The following is a 13,393-nucleotide window of genomic DNA, read 5'->3' as shown; positions in this document are numbered from 1 at the left end:
TGAATCAGCGTTAATCTTAAATTTTACGTTGCCACAAATGACGTTATGGCTTTAGCAAAACTCCTTGAAAAATATAAAGTACTAATAAAGCAGATGGATTATATGGAGATATACCATGGTGAAATATGTCATTTTAAACCTTATTTTTCTGGTTGTTCTCGTTGGGTGTGGTGGCGGTGGCGGTGGCGATGAAAGTCAATCACGACAAAACTCTCCCCCTTTAGTCAATGCAGGACTAGATCAAACGATTGATGAAAATATTTCATTTGATCTTTCTGGCAGTGGCATCGATAACGATGGCAGTATAGAGCATTATCAATGGCAACAGGTATCGGGAATTGACGTCTCTATTATTGATGCCAATCAGGCTAACGCCAGCTTTTCATCCCCGTCTATTACCGCGGAAGATGGCCCTCAGCTACTTACCTTTGAGTTTTCTGTAACAGATAATACTGGCACTACAAGTATCGACACGGTAAATATTACGGTCATACCTAACTTACTAGTGAGTGAAATAGCTATTGCGGATCCATACTTGGCCCAATGTATCACAGAAACAGTGACCCAAAACCAATGGCTAGAAGTCGAACAATTTAGTCATCTTAATTGTAATTCTCGCGAGATAACAAGCTTAAATGGGCTCGAAAATTTAACATCGTTAATTGGAATTGGGCTATTAAAAAATGAGATCATTGATTTAAGTCCGCTCGCTAATTTAGAAATGCTAACAGCATTAGTGTTGTCTCAAAATAAAATTAGCAATATCAGTGCACTTTCCAATTTAACCAATTTGACCATCTTAGTGTTAGACGATAATGAAATTGTCGATATTAGCGCGTTAGCCCAATTATCGAGTTTGAATTTACTGGTGCTAGAACATAACAAAATACAAAATGTTGAAGCAATCAGCAATCACAGCGAATTAACATTCTTATCATTAACCGACAATCACATTACTAACCTAACTGATTTATCAAATTTAACCGGCCTAACGAATTTAAACTTATCGATGAATCAACTAGCTGATGTCACGGAACTTCGCGGATTAATATCATTATTAGCACTGGATTTGTCTAGTAACCAAATTACTGATATTAGCCCAGTAGGTGATCTAACATCATTAACGGATCTTAATCTTGGAGGTAATCAACTAGATAATATTAGTGCAGTAGCAAATTTAGTGACGCTCAATAGCCTAAATTTGTTTAATAATCAGCTTGGGGATATTAGTCCTCTTTTGGCTTTAACTAATTTATCAGCACTGAATTTACAACAAAATGAAGCCATTTTCTGTACTGATTTAGCGAACTTAACGGCAATTATTGGCGAGCAAATCGTTCAAATTGGAACTTGCAGCAATTAAACCAGATTAATAATTGATGATGACATATTAAGAGGTCACTCACTGCTAAAATAGATATCGTCATAGTAAGCAGTCGCTTGGCCCTTACTGTTATCGGTGTCGGTCATAATTGCCAAGCCAGTAACTGAGAACTTATTATTACCTAACCACTGACTTAATTCATGGTGAACATTACGTTTCTCTACGTACCAAGTAGCAATCTGATCGCGTTTGGTTCTAATCGGGATCATTAAGGCATTGTTCGGCGCAAAGGCATTTGGCCAGCTAGCCTGTGGGCTCTCCTGACTTGACCACGCATAGTTAAGCGCTTTAGTTTGCCAAAAAAAGAACCCGGTCGAAACAACCACATAAATCCGTGCAGCGTAGTCATCGCCCGACTTTTCCATTTCATTGCGCGTGCCAAGTTTATTTTCAATTCGCCAGCGCCAATTTAAATAAGGTGTCTTGCTCAAGTCAAACGTTAACTTTTTATATAAACCAGACGCAGCAGCAACACTTTGAGCTTGGAGCACCGAGTTACCATCGAGTGTAATAAGCTTATATTGAGTTTGTCCTTTAAATTCTTTGGTTTGCCACAACGATAAATCTGGCGCTGAAAAATCATCAATCAGTAAGGTGTTAGCATGAGTTGCTAGGGAGAAAACTAATAGAAAAGATAAAATGTAACGGCGGTAGGTTAGTTGATTCATGTGAGCTGCCTTCTTGTGTTATGCAATGAAATAATCACCTAATAAAAAGATTATTTCAATAAGCTTATCACCAAGTAAGGCAGCTATATCTCGCTATACATGCAAAATAAGTGCAGCGAATACTAATTAGTCACTGATTTTACTAAATAACAATGAACCATTAGTGCCACCAAAACCAAACGAGTTGCACAGCGCATGCTCAAATGTTTTTGAGCGAGCACCATCACTCACATAATCAAGATCGCAATCAACATCTGGATTATCAAGATTAATGGTTGGTGGTAATATTTGTTCTTGCAAGGCCAACACGGTGAATATCGCTTCAACTGAGCCTGCTGCACCGAGTAAATGCCCGGTCATTGACTTAGTTGAGCTGACAGCTAAGTTATATGCATGTGGACCAAATACGGCTTTAACCGCGGCAGTTTCAGCACGATCTCCGGCATTTGTTGACGTGCCATGCGCGTTAATGTAACCAATTGCTTCACGCGAAATACCAGCATCATTAATCGCATTAACCATAGCAGCAGCAGCTCCTGCACCATCACTTGGTGGTGAGGTCATATGATGAGCGTCACCGCTCATGCCAAACCCAGTCAGTTCAGCATAGATTTTGGCACCACGTGCTTTAGCGTGCTCGTATTCTTCAAGCACCATCACACCAGCACCCTCACCCATTACAAAACCATCACGGTCTTTGTCCCAAGGACGAGAGGCTTGTTGTGGATTGTCATTGTTGGTTGATAACGCTTTAGCGGCACTAAAACCACCCAAGCCTAATTGTGTTGTCGCTGCCTCAGCGCCGCCAGCAATCATCACATCAGCGTCACCATAGGCTATCATGCGTGCAGCATGACCAATATTATGAACGCCCGTTGTGCAAGCTGTCGTAATCGCAATATTTGGACCTTGTAGTCCATATTTAATCGACAGGTTACCAGAAATCATATTGATGATTGTGCCAGGTACAAAAAATGGCGAGATTTTGCGCGGACCTGACTTTTCCATTTCGTTGTGAGTAGATTCTATTAATCCTAATCCGCCCATACCAGAACCAATCGCTACCCCAATCCGGCTAGCGTTCGCCTCTGTGACGTCAATCCCACAATCGTCAAACGCTTGAATACCAGCTATTAAACCAAATTGGATAAATTTATCCATTCGACGCGCATCTTTCTTGGTCAGATACAACTGGGTATCAAGGCCTTTAACTTCACCTGCAAAGTGAGTTCCGAATGCGCTGGTATCAAATGCGGTAATGTTAGCAATACCACTTTGACCTAATTTAATACTGTCCCAGCTTTGTTCAACTGTGTTGCCTACTGGTGATAGCATTCCCATACCAGTAACTACGATACGACGTTTAGTCATTATTCACCTTCAATTTCTTGCAATATTTATTGGTGGCGCAATACGCATAACAAATTATATACCACACCCGGTAATTCAGCGGTCAGTTTATTCGTGAGGAAAAAAAGAATGAAAGAGCATTTGTTTAGTGATTCTAAACAGAATATAAATAACGCGGTTATCATTTTTTTAACCACTAATAATGATCAATTAGTTATCGGTATTGGTATTATTGTACCACTATAAACAAAAAAGGCGGCTTGCGCCGCCTTTTCACTAGGGTTTAAATTAACCCTGTGCGCTGTTTACGTAATCAATAGCTGCTTGAACAGTAGTGATTTTTTCAGCTTCTTCATCTGGAATTTCAGTATCAAATTCTTCTTCTAACGCCATTACTAGCTCTACTGTATCTAGCGAATCAGCACCTAGATCGTCAACGAATGATGCAGTATTTACTACTTCTTCTTCTTTAACACCTAGTTGTTCGATAACAATTTTCTTTACGCGTTCTTCGATGCTCATGATTATATTTTTCCTGTTTATTACAGCTATCTAAAATTAATGGGTATTTTAGAGGTTTAACCAGACAAATCAACTGCTGAACAGCTGGTCGAACCACAATTATAACGCCTTTTAACCGACGTTACCCTACATTTGTTTACATTTACTACTATTTTCAACTTAGGTCAACAATAAAACTAACGAGTATCAACAACAGAAGTTAAACCATATACATTCCGCCATTTACATGCAAGGTTTCACCATTGATGTAGGCCGCCATATCAGAGGCTAGAAAAGTGACTGCAGCGGCAATTTCTTCAGGCTTACCTAAACGCTTAGCAGGAACTTGAGACAAGATACCTTGTTTTTGTTCATCGTTAAGCTCTTCTGTCATGTCAGTTTGAATAAAACCAGGCGATACAGTATTAACTGTAATCCCACGCGAAGCAACCTCACGCGCTAATGATTTTGTTAAGCCTAACAGTCCAGATTTAGCTGCAGAATAATTTACTTGCCCAGCATTACCCATAGTGCCAACAACCGATCCGATGTTGATAATACGCCCATTGCGCTTTTTCATCATCGAACGTAATACTGCTTTTGAAACACGAAAAACCGACGTTAAATTAGTACTTATAATATCGTCCCACTCGTCGTCTTTCATTCGCATCATTAAGTTATCACGAGTAATCCCAGCATTATTAACTAAAATATCAACCCCGCCCCAGCCCTCTTTTATATCACTAAAAAGTTGGGTGATTGAATCAGAACTAGTAACATTAAGCACCAGTCCTTTACCTTGCTGCCCTAAATATTGGCTAATTTTTTCAGCACCTTGTTCACTTGTTGCTGTACCAATGACGGTAGCGCCACCCTCAATAAAAGCCTGAGCAATAGCGCGGCCAATACCACGACTAGCGCCAGTAATTAAGACAACTTTACCTGAAAAATCAAAACTCATTATATTCTCCTTCTGCCCGAGACGCGGGCAGCTATTATGCTAGCGCTTTCTCAAGCCCAGCTAAATCATTGGTTGCGACACCCGTAAGTGTTTTATCAATACGACGGGTTAAGCCACTTAATACTTTGCCTGGTCCCAACTCAACTAAGGTATCGACCTCTGTTTTGGCAATAAATTCAATAATCTCTGTCCATCGTACTGGACTAAACAATTGACGCTTTAACGCTTGTCGAATAGCGTCAGGATCGGTCTGAGCTATCACATCAACATTATTAATCACAGGGATCATTGGCGTGTTGATCGTAATGCTAGCCAGCTGTTGTGCTAATTTTTCAGCAGCAGGCAACATCAATGAGCAGTGTGAGGGTACTGAAACGGCCAAGGGTAATGCCCGTTTTGCTCCCGCTGCTTTACATAACACTGATGCACGTTCAACCGCTTCTTTATGGCCAGCAATCACGACTTGACCTGGCGAATTAAAATTCACTGGCGACACAACCTGCCCTTGAGCAGCCTGTTCACAAGCTGTGGCAATTAAATCATCGGCCAAGCCGATAATGGCTGCCATTGAACCGGTGCCTGTTGGCACAGCTTCCAGCATATATTGACCGCGCAACTGCACGAGTTTAATTGCCGCTTGAAAATCAATCGCACCGCTACAAACCAAGGCTGAGTATTCACCCAAACTATGACCGGCTAAATACGCTGGTGTCTTACCGTTATTATCTTGCCAAACACGCCATAACGCCACGCTGGCGGCCAATAATGCTGGCTGCGTAACATCGGTACTATTGAGCTGCTCAACAGTGCCATGCTGGACCAGTTGCCATAAATCATAACCAAGCGCTTGCGACGCTTGGGAAAAAGTTTGTTCAATTTGAGGATATTGCTCACTAATATCACTGAGCATTCCCAACGCCTGAGAGCCCTGCCCAGGGAAAACAATCGCGAGTTGCGACATACAATAGATTCCTTATTTTTAACCGTATTATCAAATCATAGCAATACTAACAAATCGCTAATGTACAACTTATGAGCATTGATATAACAAAGTAATTTCCGGCTTTAGACCTATTAATCGTTATTTATAGCTCATTGGCCGCTTGTACTATAAATAGTGAACGCACTCAATTTTAGCAGGTTTTCTCAAGTAACACTGACTCTAAACGGCTTTGGATCCGTTGGGGTACTTGCTGTTCAACTTCGATGACTGCCTGTTTTATTGCATTAAGAAAAGCCTTTTCGTCAGCATTACCATGGCTTTTAATCACGATGGCGCGCAATCCTAACAGACTTGCACCGTTATACTGGTCGGGTTTCATCTTACAAAAGGCATTTTTTAGAAATGGCTTAACGAGCAAACCAACAATGCGGGTAAAAAAGTTTTTATTGGTCAACTGCTTAATATGCTCAAGCATAAGGTTGGCAACGCCTTCGGTGGTTTTTAAACTGATATTACCGACAAAACCATCACAAACGATCACATCAGTATTACCATCGAATATTTGATGCCCTTCGATAAAACCTTGGTAATTGATGACTGAAGAGTTTTTAAGTAAATCGGCTGTTTGCCGTACGACATCGTTACCTTTGATGTCTTCTTCACCAATATTTAGTAATGAGATTCGAGGGGATTTTATTGCATTAACTGTGTTCGCCAGGACAGAACCCATCACTGCAAATTGAAACAAGGCTTCTGAATCACAGCTAACATTGGCGCCTAAATCAAGCATGTAAACAGGTTTATTATTAACACTGGGCAGTAAAGCAACTAACGCGGGTCGATCAATGCCAGGCAAGGTTTTTAAAATCAACTTAGCCATGGCCATTAACACCCCGGTATTACCGGCGCTAACGCAAGCATCAGCCTGACCTTGTTGCACCATATCAATGGCTTTACGCATTGAAGAGTCGCGGCGTTTACGGATAGCTATTAGGGGTTTATCACTCATCGTCACCACTTGCTCGCAATGCACTAATGTTAGACGAGGATGTTGGCTAAATTCGGGGGTGAGATAACGCTCAATTTGTTGTTTATCACCAAAGAGGGTAATTTTTAACTGCGGGTAACGCAACAGTGCCTGCATAGATGCAGGCACTGTTATCTGGGGACCGAAATCGCCCCCCATCGCATCTAACGCTAAGGTTAGATTAGACAAAGTAATCGCCTATTATAGCTCGATTACTTTCTTACCACGGTAAAAACCGTCGTCAGTGATGTGGTGACGACGATGAGTTTCACCAGTCGTTGCATCAACGCTTAACTGAGCACCAGTTAATGCATCGTGAGAACGACGCATGCCACGTCTAGAACGAGATTTCTTACTTTTTTGTACGGCCATGGGCTGTCTCCTTGATAAACTTTATTTGTTTAAATTTTTTAACACCGCAAACGGGTTTGGACGTTCATCAACTAAGTCTTCAATTTTACCTACTACAGTATCATGTCCTGAAACAGAACAATCTTCAATAGCATGCATCGGAATAAATGGTATCGATACTAGCAGCTCATCTTCGATGAGTTCACTAATATTGAAAAATCCATGTTCATCCACATCAACTGGTTCATAAACTTCCGGAAGCTCTTCGACCTGCGTCTTTGCAGTCACAGGTGTAAAACTAAATTCAACTGCCATAGGCAAGTTAAATTCACTCATACAACGCTGACAAGTCAGGGTGAGCTCACCTTTTGCATGACCGATTAAAGTCACTAAGCCCTGTCTGTCAGTGTCACAAGAAAACTGTACCTGTATGTCGCTACAGAATCCGGCGGACGTCTCCATTAATCGTGGCAATCTGCTGTTTTCTAAAATACCGGAGTATTCAGAATGCATCTTAGCCGCTCTTTTTGGATCTATCGTCAAAGGTATCTTTACATGTTGCATAGGACGCGCATCTTATAGATCATGGGTGTAGTAGTCAAAGGGTAATCGCTAAAACTAGCGGTTTTTTTCAATGACGTGATACACTTCATTCATATTTTAAAATTCACCTTAACAAGCATCCTACTATGAAACTATCGCTAGCATCATGAATAAATCACTTATTTTGGCGTCAACCTCGCCTTATCGCCAACAATTGTTAGCGAAAATTAATCTGCCATTTCGTTGTGTTGCACCACAAGTCGATGAAACACCTTTAGCGGCAGAAAATGCCGAACAGCTAGTCCAACGACTAGCCATTGCTAAAGCTAAAGCTGCAACTGATATCTGTGCCAATGCATTAATCATTGGCGGTGACCAAGTTGCCGTCATCGATGGGAAAATTATTGGTAAACCACATAACTTCGATAACGCTTTTGCTCAACTCTCAGCAGCGAGTAATAAAATTGTAACCTTTTATACCGGCCTTTGCCTATTCAACAATGCGAAAAAAAGCCACCAAGTGATCGTTGAGCCATTTAATGTACACTTTCGTGAGCTATCTGACACCATGATCACCAACTACCTTAATCATGAACAACCTTTTAATTGCGCTGGTAGTTTCAAGAGTGAAGGCTTAGGTATTGCGCTATTTTCTCGCCTTGAAGGCAAGGATCCCAATACATTAGTCGGTCTTCCTCTTATCAGCCTGATCGAGATGTTAGCCAATGAAGGCGTTAATGTACTAGATCACCAAATGCGTGACTAACTCTTCAGGTCGGTCAACAATAGCAACAGGTTGGTGTTGGGCTAAATATTGTCGAGTATGAGCACCATAGGTTACGCCAATAGCATCAACCCCAGCATGTTGCGCCATAGCCATGTCGAGACTTGAGTCGCCAATCATTACGGCTTGGTCTTGATCTATCCCTAATCTGGCTAATAATAATTCAATCATCTGTGGGTCAGGCTTAGAATTGGCCTCTGTCGCGCAAACCGTATCGCAAAAATAATGGCCAAAGCCACTTTGCGCAATCACCCGATCTAAACCACTGCGCCCTTTGCCTGTCGCAATAGCGATCAAGGTACCTTGTTGACGTAATGCCATGAGTAAAAACTCAAACGCGGTAAATATTGGCGTAGGTGTTAGATCGTTTTCGACATACTCAACCCGGTAGGCCTCAACCATTGTCGCCAATTGTTGCGAATTAAGATCTGGAGTTAAGGTTAATAAGGCCTTATCTAAGCTCAAGCCAATAATATCTTTAATGGCTTGTTCCGATGATAATTCAAGGCCGGACGCTTGCTGCACCGTTTTAACACAGGAGACAATTCGTCCCACCGAGTCCATAATCGTGCCATCCCAATCGAAAATAACTAACTTATATTTCATGATACATCCGTCAATTAAGTGATACTCACCCCACGTGTGCAGGGCAAAGTAGCTTTAGGTTTTACGTAATGCTGCAAGAGTTCGTTTAAGCGAATCATCCATCGGCGCTTCAAAACGCATTTCTTGTTCAGTGTTTGGATGGGTAAAACGTAAAACTGATGAGTGTAAGAATAGTCTATTTAGCCCTATTTTTTGCATCGCTTTATCAAATCCTTGATCGCCATACTTATCATCACATGCAATTGGGTGCCCAGCATAAAGGGTATGCACCCTAATTTGATGGGTTCGCCCTGTGACCGGGCTAGCTTGAACTAACGTGCAGTCTTCAAACCGTTGCATAATTTTAAACTTGGTATGACTTTCTTTACCCTCTTCATCCACTCGAACAAGACGTTCGCCAGACTTTAAGGTGTTTTTAAGCAGTGGTGCGTGTATGGCTTTGTCGGTTTTTTCCCATTGCCCTTTGACTAAAGCCAAGTAATTTTTTTCGACTGTTTTTTCCCGCAATTGTTGATGCAGTGCGCGTAAAGTACTGCGCTTTTTGGCCACCATGATGCAACCTGAGGTATCTCGGTCAAGTCGGTGAACCAGTTCCAAAAATCGAGCGTCAGGTCGTAGTGCTCGCAACCCTTCGATCAGGCCAAATTTGAGTCCGCTACCGCCATGCACTGCAATTCCAGACGGTTTGTTCATAATAAGCAAATAATCATCTTCAAAGATTATGTGCGATTCTAATGCCGCTATTTTGGCGAGTTTAGGGTTAGGCAGTGGTTTTTCTTCGTCTATTTTGATTGGTGGTATCCGTACCACATCATCAATTTGTAATTTATAAACAGGCTTAATCCGTTTTTTATTAACCCGTACTTCACCTTTACGCAAAATACGGTATACCCGGCTTTTTGGAACCCCTTTTAACAGGGTTACTAAGAAATTGTCGATGCGCTGACCGGCATGATTGTCATCAATTGTGACAAATTGCACTTTAGTCGCGACTTGTTCTGGTATCGTTGTCATAGTCTTAATTGTACCTTATCCAACGTCAAGCGGGCAAAGATAATACGACTAAATAATGTGATTACATCGAAATATTTAGTAGCAGTTTCACGAGTTTAATGTGATAATCTTGACTCTTGTTGCAATACCTACTTTTAAATCAGTAAAAATAGTTTAATACCTTTATCCAACACGGAATGAATTATATTTCATAAGGTAAGGTGGAACGCCATCACGTTGGAAAGTCCACTATGGTTAATAAGTTCCCACTATGGCCTCTGATTTTATTATTTGCATTCAATTGCCCTTAAGTAGAATGTTATAAAGACAGCATTAGCAATAAACAAATAAAACTCCATTCATCAAGAGAAATGGAAAGAATGCTCGCCTTTATTTTCAGTTATTTATCACAACAAGACAACAAACACGAATTACACTGACCCGTTGCATAGAAGATCAATAGAATTGTGCCCGGTATACGATTTGGCCCGTCGAGATGATGAGGCAATATTCAATCGAACAGATAAAAGTGACGAACCGATGTTCGTCCGGTAAAAGTCAGACCCCACAAGCAATACGAAGTCGACTTTTATTAATTAGCAAAGCATTACTTGTTCAACAGCACCACGGCAAACGCCTGTAACCAGCTGTTGTTAATGGATATTTAATAAGTAGCGTCAAACGCTTCAAGCGCCGACAGATTATTTATTAATACAATTACAACTCGTATTTTGGCACAATTTAGTCTGTTATTAGCCAATACCCGTCGAGAGACGGCCTGCAATGGCACCGGAGCGTTATTACTAGATCTTTTGGCAACTCACAAATATAAGAGTTTCCAAATGAAAAGAATGTTAATTAATGCAACTCAATCGGAAGAGTTGCGCGTCGCCCTTGTCGACGGCCAAAACCTGTATGATCTTGATATCGAAAGTCCAGGACACAAGCAAACAAAAGCCAATATCTATAAGGGTAAGATCACCCGAGTTGAACCTAGCTTAGAGGCTGCCTTTGTTGACTATGGCGCTGATCGTCATGGTTTCTTACCACTAAAAGAAATTTCACGAGAGTATTTCCCTGCAGGTTATACCTTTCAAGGTCGCCCAAGCATTAAAGATGTTTTGCGTGAAGGTCAGGAAGTTGTCGTGCAAATCGACAAGGAAGAACGTGGCAATAAAGGCGCGGCTTTAACGACCTATATCAGCCTGGCTGGTGGTTACCTTGTATTAATGCCAAATAACCCTCGAGCTGGCGGAATTTCACGTCGCATTGAAGGTGATGAACGCACCCAATTAAAAGCAACCCTGTCTGCATTAACTCTGCCAAAAGGCATGGGATTAATTGTTCGTACTGCTGGCGTCGGCAAAGCTGTTGAAGAATTGCAGTATGATCTTGATATCTTAGGCAATCATTGGCAAGCAATTAAAGAGGCTTCCGAGTCAAGTGCTGCTCCGTTTCTAATTCATCAAGAAAGTAACGTTATTGTACGAGCTATGCGTGATTATTTACGTCGTGACATCGGTGAAATTCTTATCGATCATCCTCGTGTGTATGAAAGCGCCAGAGAACACGTTGCATTAGTTCGTCCTGACTACCTTAATCGATTAAAGCTTTATCAAGGTGAAGTGCCACTATTTACTCACTATCAAATCGAAACGCAAATTGAATCAGCTTTTCAACGTGAAGTGCGTTTACCTTCAGGTGGTTCTATTGTTATCGATCCTACCGAAGCATTAACATCAATTGATATTAACTCTGCCCGTGCAACTAAAGGCACAGATATTGAAGATACGGCTTTCAATACCAATTTAGAAGCGTCAGTAGAGATTGCTCGACAGCTACGATTACGTGATTTAGGCGGATTAGTCGTTATTGATTATATCGATATGTCTTCTGTGCGCCATCAACGCGATGTCGAAAACAAGCTGCGTGATTCGTTAAAAATTGACCGAGCAAAAATTCAAGTTGGCCGAATTTCTCGTTTTGGCCTGATGGAAATGTCACGTCAACGGATCCGTCCAAGCTTAGGTGAGTCCAGCACTCACGTATGTCCACGTTGTGTTGGCCAAGGTACTATTCGTGGCAACGAATCTCTTGCACTGTCAATTTTACGCTTGATGGAAGAAGAAGCAATCAAGGATTCTACTGGACACATTGAAGCACAAGTACCAGTTAATGTTGCAGCTTACTTACTCAATGAAAAACGTAAAGCGTTAGGTGTCATTGAGGACCGCCATAATGTACGAGTAATTATCGTACCGAACATTAATATGGAAACGCCTCACTTTGAAGTGATTAGACATCGCAATGACGTCGAATTAGCAACCAATAGCTACGAGATGGTTAAAGAGACGAGTTCAGAGAATAATTATGAGTCACGATTATTAAAAACTGAAATTAGTAAAAATGAGCCTATTTTAAAAGGGATGTCAGCACCAATCCAAGCTAATACACCTATTAATGTAGAGCAACCTGAGATAGCTACAGCGCCTCCAGTAACTCCAGTCGCTCCAGTGCAGACGACTGCAGTAACAGCACCGTCTGAAACACTATTTAAAAAGTTTAGCACTTTTGTTAAAGGACTATTTGCATCAGAGCCTGTTGAAGTTAAGCCTGAAGTCGTTGAGGAGCCAACGCCAAGACCGTCACCAAACAGAAACCGTAACCGCAACCGTAATCGTAGCCGTAATCAGCAGCGCTCTCGTGGTACCAGCACAGCACGTGAAGAGGTTAGCTCAGAGAACATTGAAACTGCTGAACAAGCAATAAGTTCAGAGGTTCAAACCAGCAAACCTAAACGTCAGCGCAACAAGCCAAAAACTGAACAACAAACCACTGAAGTACCACAAGTAGCACAAGAAGAGCAAGTAGCTCAGCGCCGCCAACGCCGTAACTTACGCCGTAAAGTCCGTACTAATAACTCGGCGACAAATGAAACGTCGCAAGAAGCTACTAAAGAAACTGCTGTTTTCAACTCAAATGAGCAGGAATTAAATGCCGAACAACCGGTAACTGATATCTCTGCCGAGCAAAGTTCGATTGAAGCCAGTAATGAGCAACAGCAAAAGAACCGTCGCCGCAATCGTCGTTCACCACGTCACCTACGATCTTCAGGTCAACGTCGTCAACGTCAAGAACGCAACAGTGATGAGCCAACCGCAGCCGTTGAAGCTAGGTATCCAGTTACTGAAGTTGAAGCAACTGTTGAAGTCGCTGCACCTGAAGTTGAAGCAACTGTTGAAGTAGCAGCACCTGAAGTTGAAGCAACTGTTGAAGTAGCAG

13 protein-coding genes are annotated in these 13,393 nt (G+C 41.6%); 3 read left to right on the top strand and 10 right to left on the bottom strand.

Translation table 11 applies throughout. From position 1 onward, the window contains the following. The first annotated feature begins 115 nt into the window (after positions 1–115). Positions 116–1,363 (top strand): leucine-rich repeat domain-containing protein, encoded by a 1,248-nt coding sequence (locus HRU23_15350; protein ID NRA55516.1) that lies wholly within the window; start codon positions 116–118, stop codon positions 1,361–1,363. A 35-nt stretch (positions 1,364–1,398) separates the two neighbouring features. On the opposite strand, the gene HRU23_15345 is transcribed toward HRU23_15350, so the two are convergent. From HRU23_15345 to yceD, 8 genes are all read right to left on the bottom strand, one after another. Further along, positions 1,399–1,974 carry a DUF3047 domain-containing protein gene (locus HRU23_15345; GenBank protein ID NRA55515.1) on the bottom strand — a complete coding sequence of 192 codons (576 nt, stop codon included), beginning with the start codon at positions 1,972–1,974 and terminating at the stop codon, positions 1,399–1,401. 204 nt (positions 1,975–2,178) lie between these two features. Further along, positions 2,179–3,423: a beta-ketoacyl-ACP synthase II gene (fabF, locus tag HRU23_15340; protein ID NRA55514.1), complete on the bottom strand. Its 1,245-nt coding sequence runs from the start codon at positions 3,421–3,423 to the stop codon at positions 2,179–2,181. A 267-nt stretch (positions 3,424–3,690) separates the two neighbouring features. Continuing rightward, a complete protein-coding gene (gene acpP / locus HRU23_15335; protein ID NRA55513.1) occupies positions 3,691–3,927 on the bottom strand; it encodes an acyl carrier protein in 237 nt (78 codons plus the stop codon). Between the two features lie 196 nt (positions 3,928–4,123). After that, the gene (gene fabG / locus HRU23_15330; protein ID NRA55512.1) at positions 4,124–4,864 is read right to left on the bottom strand and encodes a 3-oxoacyl-ACP reductase FabG; all 741 of its coding nucleotides are present in this window, start codon (positions 4,862–4,864) and stop codon (positions 4,124–4,126) included. 34 nt (positions 4,865–4,898) lie between these two features. Continuing rightward, on the bottom strand, positions 4,899–5,825 hold the full coding sequence (gene fabD / locus HRU23_15325) for an ACP S-malonyltransferase (GenBank protein NRA55511.1): 927 nt from the start codon (positions 5,823–5,825) through the stop codon (positions 4,899–4,901). A 172-nt stretch (positions 5,826–5,997) separates the two neighbouring features. After that, a complete protein-coding gene (gene plsX, locus HRU23_15320; GenBank protein ID NRA55510.1) occupies positions 5,998–7,023 on the bottom strand; it encodes a phosphate acyltransferase PlsX in 1,026 nt (341 codons plus the stop codon). A 12-nt stretch (positions 7,024–7,035) separates the two neighbouring features. Then, positions 7,036–7,206 (bottom strand): 50S ribosomal protein L32, encoded by a 171-nt coding sequence (gene rpmF / locus HRU23_15315; protein ID NRA55509.1) that lies wholly within the window; start codon positions 7,204–7,206, stop codon positions 7,036–7,038. A gap of 21 nt (positions 7,207–7,227) precedes the next feature. Next, the gene (gene yceD / locus HRU23_15310) at positions 7,228–7,749 is read right to left on the bottom strand and encodes a 23S rRNA accumulation protein YceD (GenBank protein NRA55508.1); all 522 of its coding nucleotides are present in this window, start codon (positions 7,747–7,749) and stop codon (positions 7,228–7,230) included. A 145-nt stretch (positions 7,750–7,894) separates the two neighbouring features. On the opposite strand from yceD, the gene maf reads away from it, so the two are divergent. Then, a complete protein-coding gene (maf, locus tag HRU23_15305) occupies positions 7,895–8,494 on the top strand; it encodes a septum formation inhibitor Maf (protein NRA55507.1) in 600 nt (199 codons plus the stop codon). Here the strand turns inward: maf and HRU23_15300 are convergent. Together HRU23_15300 and rluC are read right to left on the bottom strand one after the other, a co-directional pair. Beyond that, a complete protein-coding gene (locus tag HRU23_15300) occupies positions 8,471–9,118 on the bottom strand; it encodes an HAD-IA family hydrolase (GenBank protein ID NRA55506.1) in 648 nt (215 codons plus the stop codon). The two genes, maf and HRU23_15300, sit on opposite strands and share 24 nt — an antisense overlap. Before the next feature lie 54 nt (positions 9,119–9,172). Beyond that, complete coding sequence (gene rluC, locus HRU23_15295) at positions 9,173–10,132, bottom strand: 23S rRNA pseudouridine(955/2504/2580) synthase RluC (GenBank protein ID NRA55505.1); 960 nt, start codon at positions 10,130–10,132, stop codon at positions 9,173–9,175. Between the two features lie 821 nt (positions 10,133–10,953). Here rluC and rne point away from each other — a divergent pair. Then, a partial coding sequence (rne, locus tag HRU23_15290) for a ribonuclease E (protein ID NRA55504.1) occupies positions 10,954–13,393 on the top strand: 2,440 nt, incomplete at its 3' end.

The sequence above is a fragment of the Gammaproteobacteria bacterium genome (assembly GCA_013214945.1).
In the GTDB taxonomy this organism is placed as follows: Bacteria; Pseudomonadota; Gammaproteobacteria; order Enterobacterales; family Psychrobiaceae; genus Psychrobium.
This window is presented reverse-complemented; position numbering and strand designations above follow the sequence as displayed.